25 protein-coding genes and 1 pseudogene are annotated in these 25,186 nt (G+C 61.2%); 11 read left to right on the top strand and 15 right to left on the bottom strand.

Annotated features, from left to right (window positions below; genetic code table 11):
• The first annotated feature begins 203 nt into the window (after positions 1–203).
• Together NKK52_RS10705 and NKK52_RS10700 are read left to right on the top strand one after the other, a co-directional pair.
• Entirely contained in the window at positions 204–1,757 is a 1,554-nt protein-coding gene (locus NKK52_RS10705; protein WP_023682587.1) for a bifunctional ADP-dependent NAD(P)H-hydrate dehydratase/NAD(P)H-hydrate epimerase, read from the top strand.
• Positions 1,754–3,793, top strand: coding sequence for a hypothetical protein (locus NKK52_RS10700; protein WP_245263065.1), 2,040 nt, complete (start codon positions 1,754–1,756; stop codon positions 3,791–3,793). Before NKK52_RS10705 ends, NKK52_RS10700 begins: the two co-directional genes overlap by 4 nt.
• Here the strand turns inward: NKK52_RS10700 and NKK52_RS10695 are convergent.
• On the bottom strand, positions 3,778–4,848 hold the full coding sequence (locus tag NKK52_RS10695) for a M48 family metallopeptidase (protein WP_023682586.1): 1,071 nt from the start codon (positions 4,846–4,848) through the stop codon (positions 3,778–3,780). The two genes, NKK52_RS10700 and NKK52_RS10695, sit on opposite strands and share 16 nt — an antisense overlap.
• A gap of 6 nt (positions 4,849–4,854) precedes the next feature.
• On the bottom strand, positions 4,855–6,387 hold the full coding sequence (locus tag NKK52_RS10690; RefSeq protein WP_023682585.1) for an acyl-CoA carboxylase subunit beta: 1,533 nt from the start codon (positions 6,385–6,387) through the stop codon (positions 4,855–4,857).
• Between the two features lie 407 nt (positions 6,388–6,794).
• Between NKK52_RS10690 and NKK52_RS10685 the strand changes: the two genes are divergently transcribed.
• Positions 6,795–8,231 (top strand): DEAD/DEAH box helicase, encoded by a 1,437-nt coding sequence (locus tag NKK52_RS10685; protein WP_023682584.1) that lies wholly within the window; start codon positions 6,795–6,797, stop codon positions 8,229–8,231.
• A 94-nt stretch (positions 8,232–8,325) separates the two neighbouring features.
• On the opposite strand, the gene NKK52_RS10680 is transcribed toward NKK52_RS10685, so the two are convergent.
• Both NKK52_RS10680 and NKK52_RS10675 read right to left on the bottom strand, forming a co-directional pair.
• Positions 8,326–9,306 (bottom strand): alpha/beta hydrolase, encoded by a 981-nt coding sequence (locus tag NKK52_RS10680; RefSeq protein WP_023682583.1) that lies wholly within the window; start codon positions 9,304–9,306, stop codon positions 8,326–8,328.
• A gap of 64 nt (positions 9,307–9,370) precedes the next feature.
• Complete coding sequence (locus NKK52_RS10675; protein ID WP_023682582.1) at positions 9,371–10,192, bottom strand: SDR family oxidoreductase; 822 nt, start codon at positions 10,190–10,192, stop codon at positions 9,371–9,373.
• Between the two features lie 214 nt (positions 10,193–10,406).
• Between NKK52_RS10675 and NKK52_RS10670 the strand changes: the two genes are divergently transcribed.
• Positions 10,407–11,441 carry a cysteine synthase A gene (locus NKK52_RS10670; RefSeq protein WP_023682581.1) on the top strand — a complete coding sequence of 345 codons (1,035 nt, stop codon included), beginning with the start codon at positions 10,407–10,409 and terminating at the stop codon, positions 11,439–11,441.
• Entirely contained in the window at positions 11,441–12,184 is a 744-nt protein-coding gene (locus NKK52_RS10665; RefSeq protein ID WP_023682580.1) for an alanyl-tRNA editing protein, read from the top strand. Before NKK52_RS10670 ends, NKK52_RS10665 begins: the two co-directional genes overlap by 1 nt.
• Positions 12,185–12,237: 53 nt before the next feature.
• On the opposite strand, the gene NKK52_RS10660 is transcribed toward NKK52_RS10665, so the two are convergent.
• Positions 12,238–13,095: an alpha/beta fold hydrolase gene (locus NKK52_RS10660; RefSeq protein ID WP_023682579.1), complete on the bottom strand. Its 858-nt coding sequence runs from the start codon at positions 13,093–13,095 to the stop codon at positions 12,238–12,240.
• 51 nt (positions 13,096–13,146) lie between these two features.
• Positions 13,147–14,073, bottom strand: a complete 927-nt coding sequence (locus NKK52_RS10655) for an Lpg1974 family pore-forming outer membrane protein (RefSeq protein WP_156931562.1) — start codon at positions 14,071–14,073, stop codon at positions 13,147–13,149.
• A gap of 219 nt (positions 14,074–14,292) precedes the next feature.
• Here NKK52_RS10655 and NKK52_RS10650 point away from each other — a divergent pair, with 219 nt between their 5' ends.
• Positions 14,293–15,495, top strand: coding sequence for a cytochrome P450 (locus NKK52_RS10650; protein ID WP_023714170.1), 1,203 nt, complete (start codon positions 14,293–14,295; stop codon positions 15,493–15,495).
• Positions 15,496–15,504: 9 nt separating this feature from the next.
• On the opposite strand, the gene NKK52_RS10645 is transcribed toward NKK52_RS10650, so the two are convergent.
• From NKK52_RS10645 to NKK52_RS10635, 3 genes are read right to left on the bottom strand one after another with little or no spacing between them, the layout of a single operon-like run.
• Entirely contained in the window at positions 15,505–16,293 is a 789-nt protein-coding gene (locus tag NKK52_RS10645; RefSeq protein ID WP_023682577.1) for a Stf0 family sulfotransferase, read from the bottom strand.
• A 32-nt stretch (positions 16,294–16,325) separates the two neighbouring features.
• Positions 16,326–17,192: an alpha/beta hydrolase gene (locus NKK52_RS10640; protein ID WP_023682576.1), complete on the bottom strand. Its 867-nt coding sequence runs from the start codon at positions 17,190–17,192 to the stop codon at positions 16,326–16,328.
• The gene (locus NKK52_RS10635) at positions 17,192–17,623 is read right to left on the bottom strand and encodes a hypothetical protein (protein ID WP_023672793.1); all 432 of its coding nucleotides are present in this window, start codon (positions 17,621–17,623) and stop codon (positions 17,192–17,194) included. Before NKK52_RS10635 ends, NKK52_RS10640 begins: the two co-directional genes overlap by 1 nt.
• 206 nt (positions 17,624–17,829) lie before the next feature.
• Between NKK52_RS10635 and sseA the strand changes: the two genes are divergently transcribed.
• From sseA to NKK52_RS10615, 4 genes and pseudogenes are all read left to right on the top strand, one after another.
• On the top strand, positions 17,830–18,681 hold the full coding sequence (gene sseA / locus NKK52_RS10630; RefSeq protein ID WP_023682575.1) for a 3-mercaptopyruvate sulfurtransferase: 852 nt from the start codon (positions 17,830–17,832) through the stop codon (positions 18,679–18,681).
• 5 nt (positions 18,682–18,686) lie between these two features.
• Complete coding sequence (locus NKK52_RS10625; RefSeq protein WP_023682574.1) at positions 18,687–19,250, top strand: GNAT family N-acetyltransferase; 564 nt, start codon at positions 18,687–18,689, stop codon at positions 19,248–19,250.
• Between the two features lie 19 nt (positions 19,251–19,269).
• A pseudogene (locus NKK52_RS10620) lies at positions 19,270–19,374 on the top strand (OmpA family protein); the annotation flags it as partial.
• 134 nt (positions 19,375–19,508) lie between these two features.
• Complete coding sequence (locus tag NKK52_RS10615) at positions 19,509–19,976, top strand: DUF1203 domain-containing protein (RefSeq protein ID WP_023682573.1); 468 nt, start codon at positions 19,509–19,511, stop codon at positions 19,974–19,976.
• Positions 19,977–20,365: 389 nt separating this feature from the next.
• On the opposite strand, the gene ald is transcribed toward NKK52_RS10615, so the two are convergent.
• Entirely contained in the window at positions 20,366–21,481 is a 1,116-nt protein-coding gene (gene ald, locus NKK52_RS10610) for an alanine dehydrogenase (protein ID WP_352628886.1), read from the bottom strand.
• 155 nt (positions 21,482–21,636) lie between these two features.
• Between ald and NKK52_RS10605 the strand changes: the two genes are divergently transcribed.
• Positions 21,637–22,110 (top strand): Lrp/AsnC family transcriptional regulator, encoded by a 474-nt coding sequence (locus NKK52_RS10605; RefSeq protein ID WP_023668897.1) that lies wholly within the window; start codon positions 21,637–21,639, stop codon positions 22,108–22,110.
• On the opposite strand, the gene NKK52_RS10600 is transcribed toward NKK52_RS10605, so the two are convergent.
• The 5 genes from NKK52_RS10600 to NKK52_RS10580 form a co-directional block, all read right to left on the bottom strand.
• On the bottom strand, positions 22,107–22,520 hold the full coding sequence (locus NKK52_RS10600; protein ID WP_156939245.1) for a hypothetical protein: 414 nt from the start codon (positions 22,518–22,520) through the stop codon (positions 22,107–22,109). The genes NKK52_RS10605 and NKK52_RS10600 overlap by 4 nt on opposite strands.
• A gap of 313 nt (positions 22,521–22,833) precedes the next feature.
• Positions 22,834–23,181 carry a peptidoglycan-binding domain-containing protein gene (locus NKK52_RS10595; RefSeq protein ID WP_023682572.1) on the bottom strand — a complete coding sequence of 116 codons (348 nt, stop codon included), beginning with the start codon at positions 23,179–23,181 and terminating at the stop codon, positions 22,834–22,836.
• Between the two features lie 148 nt (positions 23,182–23,329).
• Complete coding sequence (locus NKK52_RS10590) at positions 23,330–23,629, bottom strand: hypothetical protein (protein ID WP_023682571.1); 300 nt, start codon at positions 23,627–23,629, stop codon at positions 23,330–23,332.
• Positions 23,630–23,632: 3 nt separating this feature from the next.
• Positions 23,633–24,271, bottom strand: a complete 639-nt coding sequence (locus tag NKK52_RS10585; protein ID WP_156939244.1) for a hypothetical protein — start codon at positions 24,269–24,271, stop codon at positions 23,633–23,635.
• A gap of 121 nt (positions 24,272–24,392) precedes the next feature.
• Positions 24,393–25,049 carry a 5-formyltetrahydrofolate cyclo-ligase gene (locus NKK52_RS10580; RefSeq protein ID WP_023682569.1) on the bottom strand — a complete coding sequence of 219 codons (657 nt, stop codon included), beginning with the start codon at positions 25,047–25,049 and terminating at the stop codon, positions 24,393–24,395.
• Positions 25,050–25,186 lie beyond the last annotated feature (137 nt).

Genomic DNA, 25,186 nt, shown 5'->3' with positions numbered 1-25,186 from the left:
CTACACATTGCCGCTTCGGGCGTCTGCACGATAATTAGGCAGATTGCGCATTTTGCAGGCCCGCGCGGATCCGTGGCACCAGTCTGCGAAAGGATTGGCCGCACGCCAACGCAGCACCTGGCCGTTTGCTTCGAATCCGAAACTGGACAATGCTCGATAGGGACAAAGGGTCGGCCTTGAACGAAATGCGGGATCGGCAATCCATGAGCAATGAAGTCCTGTCGCCGGCCGAGATGGGCGAGGTCGACCGGCTGGCGATCGCGGCCGGTCCGCTCGACGGCTATGGCCTGATGCAGCGCGCCGGCGAAGCGGTCGCTGCTGTGGTCCTGGCACGCTATCCCGCAGCAAGCCGCGTGCACGTGCTGTGCGGCCCCGGCAATAATGGTGGCGACGGCTATGTTGTAGCGCGGTTGCTGGCCGAGGCTGGTGTGAATGTGACGCTCTGGGCCGAAGGCAAGCAGAAGCCCGGGAGTGATGCGGCGCGAGCTTCCGAGGCCTGCAATCTGCCGGTCGAGCACATCGGACACTGCTACCCGGAACCGGGTGAAGTCGTCGTGGACGCGCTCTATGGTGCGGGATTGTCGAAGAAGATATCCCTGCATGCCTCTGCCGTCTCAGGATTGGCCGCGGCGGAGCGCGTGCCTGTGGTGTCAATCGATCTGCCTTCTGGTGTGTCGGGCGAGACCGGCTTGAGCAACGCTTATTTCAAGGCCGACGTGACGGTGACGTTCGTGCGGAAAAAGCCCGGCCATCTGCTGATGCCGGGGCGCAGCCTCTGCGGCGAGATCATCGTCGCCGATATCGGCATTCCGGATGCGATCGTCGATGAGTTCAAGATCAAGACGTTCGAGAACACGCCTGACTTCTGGCTATACTGTTTTCCGAAAACGGCGGTCGATACACATAAGTATAAGCGCGGCCACGTCAGCGTCTTTTCCGGCGGGCCGAGCGCGACAGGTGCGGCGCGGCTGTCGGCGATGGCTGCAGCCAGAGCCGGGGCAGGGGCGGTGACCGTGCTCTCGCCTGAAAATGCCATGCAGGTAAACGCCGCGCATCTGACATCGATCATGCTGCGCGAGGCCGGTTCGATGGAGGAAGTGCAGGAATTTTTGTCGGCGAGGCACCCCGAAGTACTTGTGTTCGGACCAGGGCTCGGGCCGAAACCCAAAGTGGGGGATTTCGCGTTGCAATTGATCGCGACGGTCGCTGACCTAAACCGCACGTCGACGAGTTCATTCGGAATTCAGCGCCCTGCCATTGTCTTGGATGCTGACGCCATCACGTCATTGGCGCATCAGCCTCAGGCCCTGTTCGACGCCGCGCTGCTCCCGTTGGGGCCGGTATTGGTGCTGACGCCGCATGAAGGCGAATTCGCCAGACTTTTTCCCGACATCGCGAAGGACAAGAAGCAGTCGAAACTCGCCAAGGCGCGCGCAGCCGCTGAACGAGCCAACGCCATCATGGTCTACAAGGGCGCCGACACCGTCATCGCGGCGCCGGACGGCCGCGCGGTGATCAACGCCAATGGTGCACCATGGCTCGCCACCGCCGGTTCCGGCGACGTGCTGGCGGGCATTGTCGCCGCGCTGCTGGCGCAGGGCATGCAGGCATTCGAGGCCGCCTGCGCAGCGGTCTGGATCCATGCCGAGGCCGGCAGCCGCTTCGGACCGGGTCTGATCGCCGAGGATCTGCCGCTGGCGCTGGTGCCGGTGCTGCGTGAACTTGTCGAGGCACGGCAGAAGGTGCCGATCGGATGAAGCGTTTCGCGCTCGCCATTGCAGCCATCATCGCGCTGTTCGCCTCGCATGGCGTGCGCGCTGAGCAGCCGGTGACCATCGTCGACGATCCGGCGGTGCTCGCCGCCCTCGATGCCAAGGGGTTTGGCTTCGCCGGCATTTTCGCCGTCGACGGCGCGGACGATCTGAAGACGCTCTACAGTGAGGTGCCGGCCTATCGTGCTGTTGTCGACATGGTGGCGACCGATATTGCCACGCTGCGGGCCGAGATAAAGGCCGGCGGGCGCACGCTCTACGAGGTGACCGACGGCAATGTCGGCCGCATCATGGATATGCGCTGGCTGAAGACCGAGGCCGCGCGCTTCCGCCTGGTCGGCGTCGTCAACCGGCTGGACCGGCGTGACTTCACCGCGCTGCAAGGTGACAAGAGCTGTGGCGAGGTGCGCTTTGTCTATCGCCTGGCCTACAGTTTCCGCAAGAACGGCAAGGTTCTGGCATCGCGGCTGCCATTCAATTTCAACGCCGTCTACAGCGTGGCGCCGGATGCCGATGGCGGCTGCGTCGGCGTTGCCGGGCGCTGGACACCGCAGATCGACGAAAACGTCGATGCCGGCTGGCTGGTCGGCGGGCCGCTGGCACCGGAGGAACTGACTTTCAAACAGCTCGAACTCAACGCGCAAGTGGTGCGCTTTCCCTCGGGCCAGGAGACCGAGTTCGGCGGGCAGGCGGCCTATCTGATGCGGATCTTCGGCATCGATGGCGCTGCCATCAGCGAGAAGCCGCTGGAGAATACGCCTGACGTTGCGCGGCTCTCGGACAATGCTGCACTCAAGAAAAGGCTCGCCGACTACGTCAGCGCCAATGTCGCGGCCGTCGATCTCGGCGTCTACGAAATCCCCGACGAATTCCTGGCGAAGAAAATCATCTCGTGGTCGACCTTCGGCAGCGCGAGACGGGCCAACCATCCGTTCACGCCGCTGTTCCAGCCAGCGGATTTCGCCGGCCTGGACTATGCGGCGCTGAAACTGGTGCGGACACCGGAGGCGCTGGTCGAGCGGCTGGACAATGGCGCCTGCCAGGGCTGCCACCAGGCAAGCTCGACGGCCGGCTTTCACTTCATCGGCCTCGACGACAAAACGACGTCGCCTCTCAACCGGATCGAGGTCGGCATCTCGCCGCATCTCCATGCCGAGATTCCGCGACGTGAGGCCTGGCTGCGCGCGACGGAAGAAGGCAAGGAGCCGAACCGCTACCGGCCGCTGTCCTTCGCGCCGCCGGCGACATGGACCGATGCCGGCGATGTCGGCTACGCCCCGGCCGAGATCGCGATGCCGTGCCTGATGCCGGATGATGCAAAACGCTTCGGCGCGACTTGGCAATGCGGTGGCGGCACCGTCTGCACGCCGCTGGCGACGGCCTCAGGCGTGCGCACCACGCTGGCGCAATGTCTGTTGCCCAAGGACAGTCCAAAGATGTTTTCGGGCCATCCCTGCCTGACCGGGTCGATCTCCAGCAACCCGTCTCAGCCGTTCAACGACCGCTACAAGATCACCGGCCAGTTCGCCGCTTTTGCGCCGACCCTTTCGCGGACCGCCTACACCTGCCGGCCACCGAAAATCGGCGTACCGGCAGGCATCGCTTATCGCGCCTGCGACGACAAGGACCGCAGCTTCGCCGCCTTCAAGACGGGCAAGCCGATGCCATCGGAAATTTGCGATGGTCGGCGGCAAGAAATTCGACACCTGCGTCGCCACCAACAATTTCGACCAGTGCCTCGGCGGCGCGGTCAACCGCGGCAACCGTCCCGCATGTTCGGCCGATCATTTCTGCCGCGAGGATTATATGTGCCAGTCGCTGCCGCCGGACACGCCGGGCGCCGACAAGGTAAAAGGCATCGGCTACTGCTCGCCGACCTATTTCATCTTCCAGATGCGCATCGACAACCACGCAACGCCTTGGGCGACCGCGACCAGCGCCCCCAGGGATGCGGGGTTCGGCGCGGCGGAAGAGGAGTGAGCCTGCGAGTTGGGCGACCACCAGTTCAGCGCTGGAGATAGTCTTCCATCCGCGCAGTCCATTTGGTGTCGAATTCCGCAATATGCCGCTGTGCTACGCTCGAGTTCAGCAGCGTCGAGAGCGCGGTCACGGCGATCGGGTCCAGGTCGGGCGGCTCCGTGTAGCCAAGCGCCGCCAGCCGTTGAGCCCATGATGGATGGGTAGACTTTGCGTCATCCGGGCTTGCCCACGCCTTGCGGGCGCAAACATTGAGGCAAATGGGTTCTCGCAGCTGGCCGGCAGCTTCCAGCACGCGCTCGAGCGGCGCTCGCGGCGGACGCAAAGCACCTCGCAATTCATGCTGCAAAGGGTCATAGACCGTCTCCGTGAAATGCACGTCTGCCGTGGCAAGAAGCAACAGCGCGCGTGCGGCGTGCTCGGCGTCGCCGGAGGATGCCGCGTGTCGATCTGCCTTGATCTCCGCTTCGCGCGAAAGCCGGATTTCTTCCCGCTCGAACGATTGCGCCAGCCAGCCGATAGCGGCGTGGAGCAGGCTGCCTGTGATCGTGGTTCCGGGCGGGGCATACTCGAAGACAAATCCGAAACCGTTTTCGAACTCAGCGAGATTGAGGCTGCCATTGGTATCCTTGTTGCGCACATGCGCGTCCTCATGGGCAAGGATCGCGGCAAGCGCTCTTTCATCGGTCACTGCGAGGAGAGGGATGCCAATGGTTAGAAACAGCCGATTGCCGAGAAGGCCGAGAAGCGTGCGCTCTTCGCGCACGCTGGCGTTCAGGTTGCCCTCTAGTATGACAACCGTGCGCGCAGCACGGCGCGGTCCGGCGACGCTCCGCCACAGCGCCCACAGGCCGGGCGCTTCTGCTTCACTGACGCCTTTGATCTTGCTGCGTCGGAAGCCCGCAAACAATGTGCCGAACAGAAATGCCAAGGCCGTGGTGGCGATCGGCATGACGACGAAGCCGCTGGCGATAAACCAGATTGGTTGGTTGTCGAGCAGGGACATCCAGACGCAGAAGACGATGAGAGCGGGAACAACGAAAAACAGGACCGTGAACCTGCCAAACCGCCGACCGGCGCTGATGATCAGTCGCGACATTGGATGTTACAACGGGATGTTGTCGTGCTTCTTCCAAGGGTTCTGCATGTCCTTGTTGCGCAGCATGCGCAGTGCCCGGGCAATGCGGCGGCGGGTCGAATGCGGCATGATCACCTCGTCGACATAGCCGCGTTCGGCGGCGACGAAGGGCGACAGGAAACGGTCCTCGTAAGCCTTTGTGTGAGCTGCGATCTTTTCGGCGTCGCCAATATCCTTGCGGTAGATGATCTCGACCGCGCCTCTCGCCCCCATCACCGCGATCTGCGCCGTCGGCCAGGCATAGTTCATATCGCCGCGCAGGTGCTTTGAGGCCATCACGTCATAGGCGCCGCCATAGGCTTTGCGGGTGATGACCGTGATTTTCGGCACGGTCGCCTCGGCGTAGGCAAACAGGAGTTTCGCGCCATGCTTGATCAGGCCGCCATATTCCTGCGCGGTGCCGGGCAGGAAGCCGGGTACGTCGACGAAGGTGACGATGGGAATGGAAAAACAGTCGCAGAAGCGCACGAAGCGCGCCGCCTTGCGGCTTGCGTCGGAATCGAGCACGCCGGCCAGCACCATCGGCTGGTTGGCGACGAAGCCGACGGTGCGGCCTTCGACGCGGCCGAAACCGGTGACGATGTTCTTGGCAAAGTTCTGCTGGATCTCGAAGAAATCGCCTTCATCGGCAACTTTGAGGATCAGCTCCTTGATGTCGTAAGGCTTGTTGGCGTTGTCTGGGATCAGCCGGTCGAGCGACAGATCATGGTCGGTGACCGACTGGTAGCACTCGATCTCAGGAAGCTCCGACGTATTTGACGCGGGCAAAAGGTCTACCAGCCGGCGCATCTGCAACAGCGCCTCGACGTCATTGTCGTAGGCGCCGTCGGCAATCGACGATTTGGTCGTGTGGACGGACGCGCCGCCAAGGCTCTCGGCCGTCACCGTCTCGTTGGTGACCGTTTTGACCACATCCGGCCCGGTGACGAACATGTAAGAGGTGTCGCGCACCATGAAGATGAAGTCGGTCATCGCAGGCGAATAGACGTCGCCGCCGGCGCACGGGCCCATGATCACGGAAATCTGAGGAATGACGCCGGATGCGAGCACGTTGCGCTGAAAGATCTCGGCATAGCCGCCTAGCGCCGCCACGCCTTCCTGGATGCGGGCGCCGCCGGCGTCGTAGATGCCGATGATCGGCGCGCGGTTGCGCAGCGCCATCTCCTGCACCTTGATGACCTTTTCTGCGTGAGCCTCCGACAGCGAGCCGCCGAAGACGGTAAAATCCTTGGCGAAGAGATAGACCGGACGGCCATTGACGGTGCCCCAGCCGGTGACGACACCATCGCCGGCGATCTTGGTTTTCTCCATGCCGAAGTCGGTCGAGCGATGCTCGACATACATGTCGAACTCCTCGAACGAGCCTTCGTCGAGAAAGACATCGATGCGCTCGCGCGCGGTGAGCTTGCCCTTCTTGTGCTGGGCGTCGATGCGGGCCTGGCCGCCGCCCATGCGGGCGATCTCGCGGCGGCGCTCAAGTTCCTTCAGCACGTCCTTCATCGCTCGGTCCCCAGAAATGGCAGCTGCCTTTGTGGTAATGATGCCTGCAGGCGTGTGCAAGCGCCGCTTTCGGCCTCGATTATTGCGCTGCAACATGTGGCCCCTTGCATTCCGGAGCGAACTCAGCCATATGCAGCCCATAGGCGCTTGGGCCGGAGATTCCGGCCTTCTCGACAAATGAGACTGGTTGCGTCTGTTTTCCCTCTTTCCGGTATATCGGCCTCTCTTTCCGATACATCACGAAGTGGCGAAAGAGCCCCGTGGCATGACGCCTGCGGGCACGACAGCGCAGCCGAGTGGACGTTACCGTCCGCCAGCCTTGTCGTTTCATATCAAATTTTTCGACGGCAGGTTGCGCCCTGCCGCCATCGATGTTTGCGGCCAAGACCGCGTGAAAGAAGACTATTTTGACCAACGAAAACACCTCAGCCGGTAACGCAATCTCGGCCGGCAACACTACGGACCTCACCGGTTTCGCAGCTCTTGGAATTACCGGCGCGCTGCTCAAGGCGACGCATGGCGCCGGCTTCACCGAGCCGAAGCCGATCCAGACGCAGGCGATCCCGCCGCAGATGGAAGGCCGTGATATCTTCGGCATCGCCCAGACCGGCTCCGGCAAGACCGCTGCCTTCGCGCTGCCGATCCTGTCGAAGATCATCGCGCTCGGCACCAAGCGCCGGGCCAAGACCACCCGTGCGCTGATCCTGGCGCCGACGCGCGAACTCGCCGTCCAGATCGAGGACACCATCAAGATCCTCGCCAAGGGCGCGCATGTCTCGACCGCTCTCGTGCTTGGCGGCGTCTCGCGCTTCAGCCAGGTGAAGAAGGTCGCTCCCGGCGTCGACATCCTGATCGCCACGCCCGGCCGCCTGACCGACCTGGTGCGCGAGGGCGACCTGATTCTCTCCGACACCAAATGGCTGGTGCTGGACGAGGGTGACCGCATGCTCGACATGGGCTTCATCAACGACGTCAAGCGGATCGCCAAGGCGACCGCGCCCGACCGTCAGACGGTGCTGTTCTCGGCCACCATGCCCAACGAAATCGCCGAACTGGCGAAGGGCCTGTTGAAGAACCCGATCCGCGTCGAAGTCGCGCCGCAGAGCACCGCGGCCGCCGAGATCGTGCAGGGTGTCGTCTTTGCCCGCACCAAGCAGAAGCGCCAGGTGCTGTCGACGATGCTCGCCGACGAGGCAATGAAGTCCGTCATCATCTTTTCGCGCACCAAACATGGCGCCGACCGGGTGACCAAGGACCTCGAACGCGACGGCTTCAAGGCCGCCGTCATCCACGGCAACAAGTCGCAGAACGCCCGCCAGAAGGCGCTCAACGATTTCCGCGAGGGCTCGGTGCGCATTCTCGTGGCGACCGATATCGCGGCGCGCGGCATCGACGTCCCCGGCATCAGCCATGTGGTGAATTTCGATCTGCCGGATGAGGCCGAAAGCTATGTCCACCGCATCGGCCGTACCGGCCGTAACGGCATGGACGGCATCGCCATCACGCTTTGCGATCCTTCCGAAAACAGCAAGCTGCGTCAGGTCGAGCGCATCATCCGCAGCAAGCTGCCGATCGTTGCCGACCATCTCGGCAGCCCGGATCCGGTGCGCAATCCGGCCGAAAAGAACGAGCGCTTCGAGCCCGCCAACGATCGCAACGACCGCAATGGCCGTCGCGACGGCAGGCGGCCCGGTGGCCAGAACAACGGCTTCGCCAAGAAGCGTTTTGGTGACAAGCCGGCCTTTGCGGGTGCAAGCGAGCGCAAGCCGGAAGGCGCCAAGGCCTTCAAGGGCAACAACAAGCGCCGCTTCGGCGGCAAGCGGCCCGCGGCGCGGGCTGCCTGATCAGACGAACCGGTCAGGCTCGTCGAGCCTGGCTTGATTGCTGACGATCGAATATGAGGACGGTCGGGGCAATGCTTCGGCCGTCCTTTTTCGTTTAGGGCTGCCCGGTAATTGCCTGAACCCACACGACGATCCGCTGCGCCAGGAATGCCGTGGTCGAGGGCGACAGCGCGTCGCCGGCAATGACGTGGTCGTCGGGATCGCCATTGTCGTCGACGGGCACCAGTTCATGCGGTGCGCCCCAGCGGCCGGCGATTTCGCGGGTGCGATCCTGGCGCACCACCTTGTCGGAATCCGAGAAGATGAACAGCGCCGGTATGGTTGCCTTCTCCACAGGCGCTGCGTAGGCAAGGTTGGTCAGCGCCGCCATCGGTAGCACGGCCGCCATTGGATAGGTGTGCGTCCAGAGTTTCCCGTGCAGCGCGTTGCGGGTCGTAAAGCTGCGCTCCTTGCCGCCGACGAACTCGGCGATCTGCCTGCCCCAGGGCATGGTCAGCAGCTCGGCGCCTGAAGCCCTGATGCCGAAATTCGGCGAGATGAATGCGATTGCAGCGACGTCGTCCGATGCGCCAGGCTCAGTCGCCGCCCATGCCGCCAGCGATCCACCGGTCGAGGTGCCGATGACGATCACCTTGTCGCCGATGGCCCGGCCGATGGCGAGCGCCTCCTCATAGTCGTTGATCCAGGCATTGACGCTGCCTTGCGCCATAGCAGCGCCGTCCTGCCCATGACCGGTGAGGCGGGTGTAGAAAAGGTTGGCGTCGAGTTGGTCGGCGACCTCGTCGGCCAGCGGGCGAACCTCGCCCTTCGATGCCGAAAAGCCATGGATATAGACGATCGCCAATGGCGTCCTGGCGTGAACCATCGGATCGGCCCAGATGATTTCTTTCTCGAGCCCGTCGCGGACGTTGGGCACGGCAGCCTCTTCACGCGCGATATACGCTTGCGGATCGTCGCCGATCACCTTGGGGTCGAAGCTGATTGTTGTGTCGACGGGAATGCGCGGACCAAGCAGGAGGGCCAGGACAAGGATGATGACGACACCCAGCACCGCAAGCACGATCCGTCGCCCCATCTCAGACTCCATTCTAAAGCCTATGGTGGCCGGTGCAGTCAGGCAACAGCCGGGCTGTGGACAGCTATTGGTTCGGCGGCTTGCGGTCGAAATTCAGCGGCCGCCCTGTCCAGCGGGTCGCCGTGCTGATGAACCACCGGCAGACTGGCCTTGGCAGCAGTGCCAGCAGCTTCAGCCCCCAGCTCAGCCGGTGAGGGAAGGTAACCTCGAAGCCGCCATGCTCGATGCCGCGCAGCATGCGGCGCGAGGCGCGGTTGACCGGCATCAGTCCCGGCATCGGCAGCATGTTCTTTTCGGTCAGCGGCGTGTCGATGAAGCCCGGATTCATCACCTGGATCCGGACATTCATCTTGTCGAAATCGTATTTCAGCGACTCGGCCAGGATGTTGATCGCCGCCTTCGAGCCGCCATAGGCCGCCGTGGTCGGCCAGCCGAAATAGGCTGTGACGGATCCGACAAGCACGATATGGCCGCGCGCACGGATGCGCATGCGCTCCATGAGCGGGACGAGGCCATTGATGATACCGAAATAGTTGACCTCGAAGGTCTGGCGAAAGTCGCGGACCCTGAGGTCTTCGCCGGGCGTGGCGATGTAGTTGCCGGCGTTGAAGACGGCGAGCACGACCGGCCCGAGCTCCTTTTCAATCGCCGCCACCGTGCTTGCCATGCGCGGCTCATCGGTGACGTCGCAAGGGTAGGCCACGACACGTCCCGGCATCTGCGCCGTCTCGACGATGAGCGCGTCGAGTGGGTCGCCGTCGAGTGCGGTGACCGCGACGACAAAGCCCTTTGCCGCGAGGTCCTTTGCCAGCGCACGGCCGATGCCGCTGCTGCCGCCGGTTATCCAGGCGACGCCGTGCTTCGGGTTGGCCCGGTAAAGTGTCATTCTGCGCCCTGCCGATCTGTCATTAGTGCTCTAGCGGTGAACAAATCGAATGAAAAGAGCGCTTTTCCGTACTGGTTGAAATGATCGTCATCGCGCGATGTCCGGCCGCGGGAGATTGCAGTGCCCGAAATGCGACTGGACCAGGCGAATTCTTGCCTTGAAACGCACGCTTCGGGTTTCTAGGGTCTCGCCGCAGCTACATAAGGAATCCCGGATGCCCCGTTCTGTGATCGAAGCGATCGGCAACACGCCCCTGATCCGCCTCAACAAGGCCTCGGAGCAGACCGGCTGCGAGATCCTGGGCAAGGCCGAGTTCATGAACCCCGGCCAGTCGGTCAAGGATCGCGCCGGCCTGTTCATCATCCGCGACGCCGAACAGCGCGGGCTGTTGAAGCCGGGCGGCGTCATCGTCGAGGGCACGGCAGGCAATACCGGCATCGGCCTGACGCTGGTCGCCAAGGCGCTGGGCTATCGCACAGTGATCGTCATTCCCGACACCCAGAGCCAGGAAAAGAAGGACACGATCAAGCTGCTTGGCGCCGAGCTGATCGAAGTGCCGGCGGTGCCTTACAAGAACCCCAACAATTACGTGAAACTGTCGGGGCGGTTGGCCGAGCAGATGGCGAGGTCGGAGCCGAACGGCGCGATCTGGGCCAACCAGTTCGACAACGTTGCCAATCGCGACGGCCATATCCGCACCACGGCGGAAGAAATCTGGACGCAGACCGGCGGCAAGGTCGACGGTTTTGTCTCGGCGGTGGGTTCGGGCGGAACGCTGGCCGGCGTCGCCTTCGGGCTGAAGGCCAGGAGCAGCAACGTCAAGATCGCACTCGCCGATCCGCTGGGTGCGGCGCTCTATTCCTTCTACACCAGTGGCGAATTGAAGTCCGACGGCAGCTCGATCACCGAAGGGATAGGGCAGGGGCGCATCACGGCAAATCTCGATGGGTTCACGCCGGACTTCTCGTTCCAGGTGCCGGACGAGGAAGCGCTGCCGATCGTCTTCGACCTGATCCAGGAAGAAGGCCTGTGCGTCGGCGGTTCGACCGGCATCAACATTGCCGGCGCGATACGGCTGGCGCGCGAGCTTGGCCCCGGCCACACCATCGTGACCATCCTTGCCGACTATGGCACGCGCTACCAGTCGAAGCTGTTCAACCCGGAATTCCTGCGGGATAAGAACCTGCCGGTGCCGGGCTGGATGGATGAGCGCAGCACAATTTCGGTGCCGTATGAGAAGGTCGCCTGATGGCGCACAGAACAGAAGCGCTGTTTCGCGACGACGCCTATCTCAGAGCGGCTGACGCCACTGTTGTCGCCATCAACGAGCGCGGCGGCATCATTCTCGACCGGACCATCTTCTATGCCACATCGGGCGGCCAGCCTGGCGATACCGGAACATTAGAGCGCGCCGACGGCAGCCGCATCGCCATTGCCGCCACCATCACCGGCGAGACCAAGGACGAGATTATCCATGTGCCGGCGCCGGAGCAGCCGGCACCCGAGGTCGGCGAGCAGGTGAAACTCGCCATCGACTGGGAGCGGCGGCATCTCCTGATGCGCATGCACGCAGCTTGCCATTTGCTCACCGTAGTCTGTCCGTTTCCGATTACCGGTGCTGCGGTTTCCGAAGATGACAGCCGCGTCGACTTCGACGCTCCCGATGCCGGCTTCACCAGGGAAGACGTCACCGCCGGGCTGATGGAGCTGGTGCGAGCCGATCATCCGATCTTCATCAGGCTGATCACCGACGAGGAACTGGCAGCCAATCCTGGCCTGGTGAAATCCAAGAATGTCCGGCCGCCCGCAGGCACCGGCAAGATCCGCCTGGTCTGCATCGGCGACAACGCTCCGATCGACAGCCAGCCCTGCGGCGGCACCCATGTCAAAAGCACCGGCGAAGTCGGTGAAATCCATATCGGCAAGATCGAGAAGAAGGGCCGCGAAAACCGGCGTTTTCGCATTCGCTTCGGACCGCTGCCGGTGAATTAGGGTCAAATAGCACGTGGCCTCTATATTGCTCAGCCGGTCTGAGACACCTTGGCTTAACCAAGGTGTCGGAAACTGGACGGTGATCGCTCAACCCATGCTTCGATCTGGTCGGTGACAAACTTGGCTGCTTGATGGTGGATGAAGTGGCCAGCCCCGGGCAAAGCAATCACGGCGGTAACGTTGTCGACTTCTCGGAAGGTCCCGTCAAAAGCGCTTGACGGCACATAGGGATCGTCGGAGCCAAACAGCACAAGGGTCGGCGCCTTGACCAAAGGCAGCTGGCCCAGATCCGGCACCCTGCCAAGCGGTATGTTGGCCCTGTAGTAGCCCAGCATCGCTTCCGGATCGGATCGCCTGAGCGAATCTGTCAGGGCCTGCCTGTCCTGCGGATCGGCGACCCAGGTGGCGAGTTTGTCGATGTCCAGCATCTGGGTGGCGCCCGGGACCTGGAAGCCACGTACATATCCGATGATCTCGGCATTGGCCGGATCGGCGACCGCACGCAGATAGTTGCGGGGGTGCGGTGCCGACAGCAGGATGAGATGGCGCACGACCTGCGGCACGCGTATGGCCAGCCACCATGCGATGATGCCACCCCAGTCATGGCCGACAATAGCGGCCTGGGTCAGCTTTTCCGCTGCAAGAACAGCCAGCACGTCGTTGACCAGGTGGGTCAGCGCATAGTTGCCATGGCCTTGTGGTCCATCGCTTTGTCCGAAGCCCCTCAGGTCCGGCGCGATCACCCGATATCGGTCGCAGAGCGCTTGCATCTGCCGGCGCCAGCCCATTCCGTGATCCGGAATGCCATGCAGAAACACAATCGGCGGGCCTGAGCCCGCCGCTGTGTAGTGCAGTTTGACGTTGCCATTGACGGCAACCCTAGATTCAAACGCCACTTCCTGTTCCGTCAATTGCAATCCATTCGAAGCAGTAGTCCGAGCTGGGAGGCTCGAACCGCCGGCCTACATCTTGACTTCGAGGCGCAGGAACGGGCCGTTGAATGTCTGGGTGCTCTTGTCCGCCATCTCAAGCAGATTGTGCCACTGTTCGACCCGATAGCCTGCGGTGAACGTGGTATTTTCCCACGGTTTGAAAGTCACGCCACCGGAAAGGTCTATGCTGGTAACAACCTTGTTGGAATGCTGGCTTTCGCTGACGTTGATATCTGGATCAGGAGTAGGATCGCTTGGATCGCTCTCATGTTCGTGGAGGCTAAACTTGTCCGTCCGTCGGCCCCACATAGCCGAGCCCGAAACCGCACCGGTAAGACCCCACGTCTCACCCAGCGGATAGTAGACTTCGGCGCCGAGGCGCGGACCGATGCCGTAGAACTCGGATGAGCCAAGCTTGTCAGCGTTGCCGCCCTTGTCGGCCGGATCATTGGGAGTGGCGCTCACATTGAAATTCAGCTTCTCCTTGGAGTGCAGCAAGCGCAGACCGCCGAAGAATCGGATGTCGGCGCCCTGCGCCTCGACATGCTTGCCGATATCGAAGTCGAGCGTTTGGAAATTGTAGCTGTTGCCGAACGACAGGCCGATGACGCCGCCACTTTGCGGGACATTCAGACTAAAGTCGTTGTCCTGGCCGGCGTGAAAAGTACCAGCGAGCCTCCAGTCCACATCCGAAGAAATCGCTTTGGTGAGCGCCACTGATCCGTAGAGATCGCCGAAATCATTGCCACTGCCGAGCTTGTCGCTGGTATCGCCAAGCTTGTCGACGTTGGATTGATAGACCGCGCCTTCGAAGGCAATCTTGATGCGGGAATCGACCACTGCAGGATCGGTTACCTGTGCATCGGCGGCATGAGCCGCGACCACACCAACTGATGTCACCGAAGCGGCAGACGCTGCAACCGTAGCAAGAAGCTTACTTGAAACCTGATTTCGCATTTTTCCCCGCCTGGAATCGATCTGAATTGATATTAGCCCACTCGCACACTACCGCAGCGGCACCTTTCGTCATAGCTGCCATAATCATTTATCGGGCAGTGTTACGCGTTTGCCACAGAACCCCTTTTATCTCTGCGAATCGAATGTGATAGCGTAGGAGTTTCTGGTCGAGATGTCGGCGCTGGCCGCCTGGTGTCTACGGCTGCGCGGGGGGCATCGATGGACGACCGGATACAAATCGAAAGCGTTCTCAACAATCTCGTCTATGCGCTTTTTGCTCATGGCGGGCAGGCGGAAACGAGTGGTCGGCCCAGCGACTTCGGCAACATGGTTGTCTTTGACAATCCGGAAGCCGTCGACACAATCGTCAAGGCGCCGGAGCTCTTTCGGAAGAACTTCTCCCTGATCTCGGCGCTCGGTTTCAGCCGTTTCAACACGAACGATCAGGATTGGTCGGTCCGGCGTACCATCACCCAGGACGTCTATTTGGCGGCCGCCAAGCCGGCGCAGCAGCATCCCGTTGCGGAAATCTTCGCCACCTGTCTGTCCAGTAGCGACGCCACGCTACCAGCCATCCAGCAAGCGTTGTTCGCCGCGTCGATGACCATATTTTACAGGGCGTTCGGCCTTGTTCCCGATATGGCGGCGACGCTGTTGCTGCTCGACAGGGTCCGCGACGTTCTGAGGCGTCTCCAATATTATTCCTGGGTGACGCCGACGACCGCCGAACGTGGGAACGCTATCCAGGACGCTCGCGCGGTGGTCGCCGATTTCGCATCGCTGCTGATGGCGGATCCCCGCGCCGCTGCGGAGATGGACCGCTTTAGAAGCGAAGCCACAGATATCGAAGGCTTCTCGCCGGTGGAGGAGTTTGTCATGAACTTCTTCGCAGGCGTCGAGACATCGGTGACGACCGCACTTTGGGTGATCGATAGACTGGGGGCAAACCAGCAGGTGCAAGACCGTATCCATGCCGAGGTTCTCTCGGGCGATGCGCAGACGCCGTATACCGATTGCATGATCAACGAAACGATGCGCTTTTTCCCTCCGATTCCGTTCCTGACCCGGGAAGTCGGTGCCGATACGGTTCTCGAAGGTCGGCGTCTCTACGCCGGGCAATTGATCATGGTGTCGATCGTCGGCGTGCACCAGAACCCGGCTTTCTGGTCAAACCCGCGTGTCTTCGATGCCAGCCGGAAGGAGTTCCTCGACAACAGCTTTGATCGGAGGGCCTTCATTCCTTTCCTCACCGGACCGCGCATGTGCGGTGGCGCACGTCTCGGCCGGCTGGAAGTTCGGGAGGCAGTCCTTGCCATTGTGCGCCAGTTTGCTTTTAGCCGGGCCGACGATGTCATCCGGTTCGACTATGCGCTGGCACTGCGCCCGGCGCAGGGTGCCTCCGTCAGTGTTTCGCGTCGATGAAACGCAGGGTCAGGCATGGTCCTGCCAAAAGCGAGCGACATAGTCCCCAAATTGCCTTTTGATCATCGCCTTGAGTTCGGTATCATGCGCATAGCGCGCACCCGTCGATACGGCTTTTGATTTCAACTCGAAACCTGGGAACCAGTTGCTCATCGTGGCGGAAACGTTTTCCTGCTGGTTGGCGATGAAGTCCTCGTAGCAGACCTCAGCCACTCTGCTCTGATCAAGGGTGTTCAGGTAATTTTTCCACCTGATTTCGCTGTCGAAAATATGTTGGGCGGTATCCCTGGCAACCCTCTCGGTCAAAATTGTCACCTTGGGGATTCCAGGCAGCGTCTCCCGACTGTCGAACGGCTGGCCAGTATGGAGCATCGAAAGCAGGCTTATGGTTTGATCCACCTTGTTTCTTCTTGAGAGGAAGACATAGAACGAGTTGCCGTCGTCATTGCCGATTGAATTGCGTGCGAATGGCAGGTTTTCAAAAAAGATCTTGGCGGCGAACACACCGTTCTCAGTCCTTTTCGCCAGGAGCTGGCGACCATAGGCCATTGCCCGCTCGTTGAGTTTTTCAAGATCAATTGTGTTGTCGGCCGACCAGCGTATCATCAGCGGCAAGGCATACTGCCACTGAAAATACTCGGTTGGGATTCCCAAGCCGAACTGTTGCAAGGTTTGGCAATAGGAATGCCCGGCCGTTCGCGGAGTGGTGCAAATCAGGATCTTGGCGGGATTTTCGCTTGAGCTTTGGCGATCATAGGTCGCCGAGATGTATTCACTGTACAAATCGTCGAAATGCATATCCGGAACCAACCCACAATCACACGCCAGATTTAGGCCGCAGACAGGAACCCCAGGATGAGCAGAGCCTGGTCCAGCGTCATCAGCGATGGCGGATCGCCAGCATCGATGTTGTCGACAAGCCACAGATCAGGCCGTGCGAGCCGTGTGCGCTCGATGGCCTGCCGGTCGAGGAATTGGCTGTCGCGGCCGTACATCAACAGAACGCGGGCGTCGATCTTGGCAGCGATTGGGAAAAGATCGTATTGGCGGCCGGTCAGTGCGCCAAAATTTCCCGTCGTTGCGGGGTCATAGGCGAGCCGGAAGCCCTCGGGACCGGCTGCGATCCGGTTCTCCACATAGCGATTGAACACTGCGTCCTCGACCGGCCCCATGAGGGATCTGGTGGTGGCCAGATAGTCCTTGGCAGCCGCACGGCTCTCAAATTTAAGCGCACTTTCCTTCATGACGTCGTCTCTCATAGCGTCGACCTTAGGCCCGCCGAGCATTGGAACGTCGTTGAGAACGATTTTCGTGGCCTTGGAGCGAGTCATGTGCAGAAACAACAGCAAGATCGTGCCGCCCCACGAAGTGCCGATGAAGTGGTTCTCCGTGCCGGCGAACTCGCCAAGCGCGCGCAGGCACTTGGAATAGACGTTGATGTCGTAGCCGGAGCCCAGATAGGCGCTACGCCCGCGCCCCAACAGGTCTGGGCAGACAACCAGGAAACCATTGCGGCACAAGAATGTGGCGAGGTAGTTAAAATCGGCACCATTGCCGGTGAAGCCGTGAAGGCAGAAAACTGTGGCGTGAGGCGTGCCGGCTGGCCGCCAGATGCGCACGAACATCGCGGCATACCGGTCATCCAGCCGGATAAGTATTTCTTGCGTCAGTGCCTCGGCAGGCTTGGCCGAACTCATCAGATGTCGCGCTTGCGGACGGCACGCTTGACCGAGCCGCGGTTGTCAATGAAGTCGCGTTTCCAGAACACCGACTTGTCAAGGTTTATGAGCTTGGCGTTCTTGATAAGTGGCAGGATATGGGACGAAGACCGCGTCGCCAGCACCGTGACGGCGGTAGCGTCGCCGCCGGGAAAAGGATTGAGCGGACCGCCATTCTTCGCCCATGCCTCCGCTATCTCGCGACTGGTCTGGATCCATCCAACGTAGGCCACGATAACGTCGTCGATCGAGCCGATCATATGTGTCTGCTGATCCATTTGATAGCGTAGCGTCTTCACCATCAAGCCGAATTCGTAACCATCGAAAGGCGGATAGTGTGCAAGAAAATTGCAAACAAGCCCGAGCGAAGCCGGATTGCTCGGAGTTCGGGAAAACAAGAGATTGCTCATGTCGAGATTTTATTGACCCCGCCCATCCCAGATCATAACCATCACTCCGTACTCGCGACGAAACACGAAAACAATCAGAATCAACACACTGCTGCGGCTGACTACGTCGTGCGCTCGCTGCGCATTCAGATTGTCGGGCCAAACAGGATCCGGAACCGAATGGCCGCCAAAATATAGTAGTCGGCCAACAAGGCAGGAGAACAACGATGGCCGATGACAGCCCTTTCACAGTCGATGCGGACTGGTTGCAGAGCCGTCTTGGCGAGCCCGGCCTGACGATCGTCGATGCATCCTGGTATCTGCCGGCGCAGAACCGCGATGCGCGCGCCGAGTATGAGGCAGCGCATATTCCGGGTGCGCGCTTCTTCGACCAGGATGCGGCCTCGGACCCAGATGCCAAGCTGCCGCACACGCTGCCTTCGCCGCAGCATTACGCGCAATATGTCGGCGCCATGGGTATTTCGGCCGACGACACCATCGTCGTCTATGACGGTCCGGGCTTCTTCTCGGCGCCGCGCGCCTGGTGGATGTTCCGTGTCATGGGCGTGTTCCAGGTCTACGTGCTGGATGGCGGCTTCGACCGCTGGAAGGCGGCCGGCCGGCCGGTGACGGCGGAGCCGACCAAGATCGCGCCAAACGTGTTCCACGCAGATTTCGACGCCGCCCGCGTCGCCAGCCTAGCCGACATGCGTCGCATCGTCCAAACGAAAGAAAGCCAGATTGCCGACGCCCGTGGCGCCGGCCGTTTCACCGGCACCGAGCCTGAGCCTCGCGCCGGCGTTCGCTCCGGCCACATGCCCGGCGCGCACAATTTGCCTTATTCGGCGCTGTCACAGAATGGCGCGCTGTTGTCGAAGGACCAGTTGCGCAAGGCCGTTGAGGGTGCCGGTATCGATCTGTCGAAACCGGTCGTCACCTCTTGCGGTTCCGGCATAACGGCGGCAGTCGTCACTCTGGCGCTGGAGACGCTCGGTCACACCGACAACCGGCTCTATGACGGCTCATGGACGGAATGGGGCGGGCTGGCAGACACGCCTGTGGTGACGGGCAAGGAATGATGGCGATGGAAAATGGCGCGCTGGACGACATCGAGGTTACGGTCACGTTTCTGGAAATGCATGTGCCGCCGGCCTATTCGCCGCCGTTGCCCTACAACAGGCAGATCGCGCTGCTCAGGACCAAGGACATTCCGCTGCATTTCTACCGCTATCTGATGGATCGGGTCGGACGCAAATGGCACTGGGTCAATGTGCTGAGGCTGGACGATGACGAGCTTGCCGCCGGCATCCACCGCGAGGACCGCGACATCAGGGTGCTTTATCTCGACGGCGCGCCGGCCGGGTTCTTCGACCTCAAGCCGCATTTGCCAGAGGAAGTCGAACTCGCTTATTTCGGCATGATGGAACATGCGACCGGGCAAGGCATCGGCCGTTGGTTCCTCGGTGCGGCGATCGCCGCAGCATGGTCGTATGGGCCGAAACGGGTAACGGTGCAGACCTGCACGCTCGACCATCCGGCTGCCTTGCCGCTCTACCAGAAGCTCGGTTTTGCGCCGGTGGCGCAAAAGAAGGAGACCGTGCATCCGCTGTCGTTCGCCGAGCGCTCGGCCAGCGTCATGCGGCCGTGACTTTCTCCGACTGAAGGCCGAACCGACCGTTCACGGCGAGGAATTCCTGCTCGTGCGGACCCAGGACGAGAACTGGCGCAGCCGCCGGGTGACGCTGCGCCGCTTCGACGATTTCATCCGATGAGCCGGCGCGGGACCTGCCCAATGCCGAAGCAGTCCGGCCTGAGACTGGCCGGGCTGCTGACAGTTGACAGGAATCGGGTGGGAAGCACCTCGGCGGGGGCATAATTTCCGGTCAACCACACCGGAGATTTAGCCATGACCGTCCAGTTCAAAGCCTTGCCGACAGAAGATGTGAGAGCGCTGCAGCGCGGCGGGCCGGACGCTTACGGGCAAACGCCGGAGCGGAAGGTTTCAGATGGCGACGGGGTGCCGTGCCGGCATTGCCTGAGAAACGTCGCCGAAGGCGATGGCTATCTGATCGTGGCCTATCGGCCGTTTCCGGCGTTGCAGCCTTACGCCGAGACAGGCCCGATCTTCCTGCATGCGCAGGAATGCGAACGCGCAGCCGAGACGGAAGCGCTTCCAGAGATGCTTGAGAGCAGCGATTATATCGTGCGCGGCTATGGTGCGGATGACCGCATCGTCTATGGCAGCGGCGGCGTCATTCCGACTGGCGGCATTGCGGCGCGGGCAGAGACGCTGTTTGAGCGCGCTAACATCGCCTATGTCCACGTCCGCTCGGCGCGCAACAATTGTTATCAGTGCCGCATCGAGCGTTTCTGACAAAAAGATGCCCGCCGGTGGTCTGGCGGGCAGTTGGGAACCGTGTGACGGCTCGATCCGTCAAGTTGGCACCCCTGTCTGTGCAGGTTTTTCGGATGGCTGATGTGAAACGCTTCACACAGCGCCCGCGACTATCGCCGGCACACGGTGGCGCGCCGACTGGCGGCGAACTGTCGTACTGCCGTCGCATTCATACGTTAAAAGGTGAGTGTCGATGGATTGCCGACCGCGGATGAACCGGCGGGGATCTCGATATCGAGGAAGCGGGGCTTTGGCTCCGCTTTTTTGTTGCCGGCGTTTTGCCCGCAAGAAAAAACCCACCGGGATGAGCCGGCGGGCTGACGGGAGCAAGTCTTCCCAATTTAGGTGAGATCAGGATTTAGGTCTGGTCAGGCAGCCAGAACCACTTTCGGTTCGACCAGCTCGTAGCCGAGTGCTTCGGCGACGGCGCGATTGGTGATCTTGCCCCTGTGGACATTGAGACCGTTGCGCAAATGATGGTCGTCGACCAGTGCCTTCAGGCCCTTGTCGGCCAGCTGCAGGCCATAATGCAGCGTCGCGTTGTTGAGCGCGTGCGCCGAGGTCACCGGCACGGCGCCCGGCATGTTGGCGACGCAGTAGTGGATCACGCCGTCGACCTCATAGGTCGGCTCGGCATGGGTAGTGGCGTGCGAGGTCTCGAAACAGCCGCCCTGGTCGATAGCGACGTCGACCAGCACCGAGCCTTTCTTCATGCCCGACAGCATTTCGCGGGTCACCAGCTTGGGTGCAGCAGCACCCGGGATGAGCACGGCGCCGACGACGATGTCGGCCGAGAAGCATTCTTCCTCAAGCGCCTCGACTGTGGAGTAGCGGGTGTGGACGCGGCCTGTAAAGAGGTCGTCCAGCTGGCGCAGGCGCGGGATCGAGCGGTCGATGATGGTGACGTCGGCGCCGAGGCCGACCCCCATGCGGGCGGCATGCAGGCCGACGACGCCGCCGCCGAGCACGGTGACCTTGCCGGGCAGTACGCCGGGCACGCCGCCGAGCAGCACGCCGCGGCCACCATTGGCCTTCTGCAGCGCGGTCGCGCCGGCCTGGATCGACAGGCGGCCGGCAACTTCCGACATCGGCGCCAGGAGCGGCAGGCCGCCGCGGTCGTCGGTTACGGTCTCATAGGCGATTGCGGTGACGCCGGACGCGAGCAGGCCCTTGGTCTGCTCCGGATCCGGGGCCAGGTGCAGATAGGTGTAGAGGATCTGGCCGTCGCGCAACTGCGCCCATTCGTTGGGCTGCGGCTCCTTGACCTTGACGATCATGTCCGACTTGGCGAACACGTCGGCGGCGGTCCTGGCGATGGTGGCGCCGGCGGCGCGATAGGCATTGTCATCGGCGCCGATGCCGGCGCCGGCGCCGCTTTCGACCAGCACTTCATGGCCATGCGCAACATATTCGCGGACAGAGCCCGGCGTCAGGCCGACGCGGTATTCGTGGTTCTTGATTTCCTTGGGGCAACCGACGCGCATAGTCTTCTCCTGATCCGGCCCTTCGGGCTCGTTCCCTGTATCGACCGAGTGAACCACGAATCGTTGCGCAGGTGTTTGCGAATGCGCTTGCGCGGGGTCACGCGTTTCGATAATCGTTGCGCGAAATTGCAGAATTTTCGCAGGAATCACTGTAAATGCCGCTCGACAGGATCGATATCGCCATTCTCGAGGCACTGCAGAAGGATGGCCGCATACCCAATGCGGCGCTCGCCGAAAGGGTCGGCCTGTCGCAGTCGGCCTGTTCGCGCCGGCTCGACAATCTGGAGAAATCCGGCACCATCCGCGGCTATCACGCCCGGCTTTCGAATGCCGCGCTCGGCCACCAGATGACGGCGATCGTGCACATATCGCTGTCGGGACAGTTCGAAAAGACGCTGTCGGATTTCGAGGCGGCGATCAAGCGCTGCCCCAATGTGCTGTCGTGCCACCTGATGTCGGGCGAATACGACTATATCCTGCGCATCGCCGCCAAGGATCTGGTCGACTATGAGCGCATCCACAAGGAGTGGCTGTCGGCGATGCCGCACGTGACCAAGATCAATTCGTCGTTTGCCCTGCGCGAGATCGTCGATCGCACGGCCATGGGCATGAAGCCGGAACTGGCTTAACGCCAAAGGCATATACGGATGTTCTTTCCGATATAGCACGCGCCTTCGCGGCGAAGTTCTTCCCAACGTTCATCCCCGTGAGTTTCGGGAATGTCCGAGTTCGCATAGCCTGCCCAGATATCACCGTCCTTGTAGACAACCGCCCAGTAATCTTTGGACATTTCGCCAGCGCCACTATGCGGATCAGGATAGTCGATCCCTGCAAAAACTTGCTTGGGTCCCTGGATGTTAAAATCGCCGCCCGTCTCGATTTGATAGGAGCATCTTCCGGATATGCGGGTCTGACCGTCAACAACAAGCAGGCAGCGGCCCCATTTATAACCGCTCGGCAAACGATGCTGTGGTTGCGCATGCGAGGGCGACAAGGAAAACGCAATTACAAGGGCAGCCGCTATGGTCCGTCCGATCATCTTGTCATCCGTTGTGAAGCAGCCAATCTACGATTGACTGAACGCTGTTGGATCCGCGCAGAGCACCTGTCGAAACGGTGCTCCGCAGCGTGGTCTCCTTGAAGATCATGTTATTTGTCGACCAAGTCGGATTTTTGTCAGGTTACATTTACGCTGCCATACAGCGGGAGTTTTTACGCCGGGTGACCCGGACCAACCGGCCTCGCTGTCATCGTGCCTACATTTCAAGGGTGAATCATGTTTGCGGCGAAACAGAAGTCCGACCGGTCTCATTTTCCAGACAGGCTCACAGCCTGGCCCGGTCACCAGTCGGTCAGCTGTTGGGCTTGATAACCAGGGTGTAATCGGCGCCTCCCGGCAGGCAGCCCATCGTTTCCCATCCGACAATGCCATCGGTGCGGAGCCCGCATGAAGTTTGAAATTCCGCGACTGCCTGTTTGGCGTATCTCGACATCAATATTTCGCTGTTGAATGCCGCCTTGGGGTTCTTGGGCTTCAAAAGGGCCTCGACGCTGTGATCATCGGCGTTGGGAAACTGGGTCGTGGCATAACCGGCCGTTCCCGCCAACGCTATTTCGGCGAACGTGCTTGCCTCGTCCCTGTATCCTGCCGAACGATATTGATCGGCGAGTTGCGAACTGAGTTTCGCGGCGGCGCCCATTGTTCTTCGTCGACGGCCGTTCTCAAGTTCGCGAAGACAGGTTCATAGCCTTGCGGAACGACCCATCCCTCCGGAATTTTTCCGCTCAGAAAGGTTTCTGTCATCCGCGAAACACCTGACGCGGCAATTTGAAAAACGATCTGTCCGGTTAGTCGGCAAGGCTCCCAGCGCCTCTTGGAAAGCGAATAAGCGCCAGCGCTTCGGCCCGGTACTGCACATCGGCGGAACAGATGACTTCCGACACCATGGCCTTGCCGTCATCGTCGGTATCGGTGACCAGTTTCTCGTCGGTCGAGGCGCTTTTTCGATAGATATGCGCCGGCACCCCGACGGGAGGTGTGCTATTGGTCGTCACCGCGATCGAAACGGTAACGGTCTGCGCCGAGGCAAATTTGACAAGTGCGGCGACGGCAATTGCGGCGAGCAGCAGAGATCTCGACAGGTGCATAGGTCAGGTCTCGATTATTTTCAGGTGGATGGTCTGCGGCTTGTCGTTGTCGCTCTTTGATGCAGTAGCGACCGCAGCGGCGTTTCGATAGGCAATGAAAATGACCAGGCAAGCGACAAGCCACAGTGCAAAGACAATAGCCAGATAGTTATTCGCAATGAATTGATCTACGGAACCCTTGCCGATCAATTTCAGATCGACTTTCTGGTACGGTTTGCTTTGGAAATATAAAAATGGCTTGATGTCCTTCGATCTCAGCAGAACGCGTATCTCGAAAGCCGTTCCGGCTGGCAGATCGATTTTCTGGCTGATGATGAGCGAGGATGGCTCGATCCCGTCGGGCATCGCCCACGGCGGTACTTTCAGCATCTGCGCATAGGTGTCGGCCGGCGCTCCCGGCGCTCCGAAGCATTCTGTGCCGTCAGGACAGTCGATCCCTATCGTCACGTCCGATATTCTTACTTTTGGTGACGCGTTGGTGAAGCGATAGACCATATAAGGCGGCGACGAATTACGACCGTCTTCCGTTGTTTCGTAGCGCAGATACGGGGTTGTGCTGATGTTGTCGTAATACGTGGACAGTACCCACGTAATCACTGACATCAAAACCGTGACCACATATGGAGCCGATGTTGAAAACATCTTGATCGTCCCGCCCAAGGGTAATCTATCAAGCTCGTCAGTTGGCTGCAAAGCGAATCTTGCTCAAGGGCCATCGTATGGTCTGTTTAGGGACGAGCGTTTTTAAACTAGCGCCTCGGCATCATGCCTCGGTCACCAGCCTATCCATTGGGATGTCGTGCGGCTGCGGGTAAATGGTGGCGATGCGCTGCAGTTCGTAGCCGACGCCGATGACCAATGGCTTGAACGGCATGGCAGCCAGCGTGCGGTCGAAGAAGCCACCGCCATAGCCCAGGCGGTAGTTTTGCGGGTCGATGCCGACGATCGGCGAGATGACGATGTCGGGCAGCACCGGGTCGCCTTCGGCGGGGATAGGGATGTTCCAGACGCCTTTTTCCAGCCGGTCGCCGGGTACATAAGCGCGGAAGATCAGCGGCTGGCCCTTCTCGATGACGACTGGCAGTGCCGTGCGGCCGCCGCGCTGGTTGATCGACGCCATCCACGGCCGCAGGTCCGGCTCGCCGCGAAACGGCCAATAGAGGCTGACCATGCGGCCGGCAATGTCGCCGATTGCCGCGTCGAGCCCTTCGGCGATAGCCCGCGACATCGCCACCCGCGCATCGGCGGAAACCGCCAACCGTGCCGCGATCAGACGCTCGCGCTCGGCCTTGCGCCAACGGCGCACATCGGTCCAGTCGGTCAATGGCGCGCGAAATTCCGGATCGAGTTCGTGCATGAAGCAAGGCGGAGAAGAATATTGCGCCCGCCCTTTGCGATCTTTGTCATCGTCGTTGGCCATGCTTCACTCCCGTGGTTCCAGCCCCTGCAAAGCTATACCCGTCCAGGTTTGCCGACATAGGCATTCGCGACATCCGGCGACGAGTCCTGGGCAGCCTTACGCGCGGCAGTCTAGCGCGCCGCGACATTGTTGCGGTG

It is taken from the genome of Mesorhizobium sp. C277A (assembly GCF_040324395.1).
Lineage (GTDB): Bacteria > Pseudomonadota > Alphaproteobacteria > Rhizobiales > Rhizobiaceae > Mesorhizobium.
The sequence above is the reverse complement of the archived record's forward strand: the minus strand, read 5'-3'. Positions and strand labels throughout refer to the sequence as shown.

What these genes read in the sequence shown, in the direction of transcription:
- NKK52_RS10705 (WP_023682587.1), top strand. Translation starts at nt 204, where the DNA reads ATGAGCAATGAAGTCCTGTCGCCGGCCGAGATGGGCGAGGTCGACCGG.
- NKK52_RS10700 (WP_245263065.1), top strand. Translation starts at nt 1,754, where the DNA reads ATGAAGCGTTTCGCGCTCGCCATTGCAGCCATCATCGCGCTGTTCGCC.
- NKK52_RS10695 (WP_023682586.1), bottom strand. Translation starts at nt 4,848, where the DNA reads ATGTCGCGACTGATCATCAGCGCCGGTCGGCGGTTTGGCAGGTTCACG.
- NKK52_RS10690 (WP_023682585.1), bottom strand. Translation starts at nt 6,387, where the DNA reads ATGAAGGACGTGCTGAAGGAACTTGAGCGCCGCCGCGAGATCGCCCGC.
- NKK52_RS10680 (WP_023682583.1), bottom strand. Translation starts at nt 9,306, where the DNA reads ATGGGGCGACGGATCGTGCTTGCGGTGCTGGGTGTCGTCATCATCCTT.
- NKK52_RS10675 (WP_023682582.1), bottom strand. Translation starts at nt 10,192, where the DNA reads ATGACACTTTACCGGGCCAACCCGAAGCACGGCGTCGCCTGGATAACC.
- NKK52_RS10670 (WP_023682581.1), top strand. Translation starts at nt 10,407, where the DNA reads ATGCCCCGTTCTGTGATCGAAGCGATCGGCAACACGCCCCTGATCCGC.
- NKK52_RS10665 (WP_023682580.1), top strand. Translation starts at nt 11,441, where the DNA reads ATGGCGCACAGAACAGAAGCGCTGTTTCGCGACGACGCCTATCTCAGA.
- NKK52_RS10655 (WP_156931562.1), bottom strand. Translation starts at nt 14,073, where the DNA reads ATGCGAAATCAGGTTTCAAGTAAGCTTCTTGCTACGGTTGCAGCGTCT.
- NKK52_RS10650 (WP_023714170.1), top strand. Translation starts at nt 14,293, where the DNA reads ATGGACGACCGGATACAAATCGAAAGCGTTCTCAACAATCTCGTCTAT.
- NKK52_RS10645 (WP_023682577.1), bottom strand. Translation starts at nt 16,293, where the DNA reads ATGCATTTCGACGATTTGTACAGTGAATACATCTCGGCGACCTATGAT.
- NKK52_RS10640 (WP_023682576.1), bottom strand. Translation starts at nt 17,192, where the DNA reads ATGAGTTCGGCCAAGCCTGCCGAGGCACTGACGCAAGAAATACTTATC.
- NKK52_RS10635 (WP_023672793.1), bottom strand. Translation starts at nt 17,623, where the DNA reads ATGAGCAATCTCTTGTTTTCCCGAACTCCGAGCAATCCGGCTTCGCTC.
- sseA (WP_023682575.1), top strand. Translation starts at nt 17,830, where the DNA reads ATGGCCGATGACAGCCCTTTCACAGTCGATGCGGACTGGTTGCAGAGC.
- NKK52_RS10625 (WP_023682574.1), top strand. Translation starts at nt 18,687, where the DNA reads ATGGAAAATGGCGCGCTGGACGACATCGAGGTTACGGTCACGTTTCTG.
- NKK52_RS10615 (WP_023682573.1), top strand. Translation starts at nt 19,509, where the DNA reads ATGACCGTCCAGTTCAAAGCCTTGCCGACAGAAGATGTGAGAGCGCTG.
- ald (WP_352628886.1), bottom strand. Translation starts at nt 21,481, where the DNA reads ATGCGCGTCGGTTGCCCCAAGGAAATCAAGAACCACGAATACCGCGTC.
- NKK52_RS10605 (WP_023668897.1), top strand. Translation starts at nt 21,637, where the DNA reads ATGCCGCTCGACAGGATCGATATCGCCATTCTCGAGGCACTGCAGAAG.
- NKK52_RS10600 (WP_156939245.1), bottom strand. Translation starts at nt 22,520, where the DNA reads ATGATCGGACGGACCATAGCGGCTGCCCTTGTAATTGCGTTTTCCTTG.
- NKK52_RS10595 (WP_023682572.1), bottom strand. Translation starts at nt 23,181, where the DNA reads ATGGGCGCCGCCGCGAAACTCAGTTCGCAACTCGCCGATCAATATCGT.
- NKK52_RS10590 (WP_023682571.1), bottom strand. Translation starts at nt 23,629, where the DNA reads ATGCACCTGTCGAGATCTCTGCTGCTCGCCGCAATTGCCGTCGCCGCA.
- NKK52_RS10585 (WP_156939244.1), bottom strand. Translation starts at nt 24,271, where the DNA reads ATGTTTTCAACATCGGCTCCATATGTGGTCACGGTTTTGATGTCAGTG.
- NKK52_RS10580 (WP_023682569.1), bottom strand. Translation starts at nt 25,049, where the DNA reads ATGGCCAACGACGATGACAAAGATCGCAAAGGGCGGGCGCAATATTCT.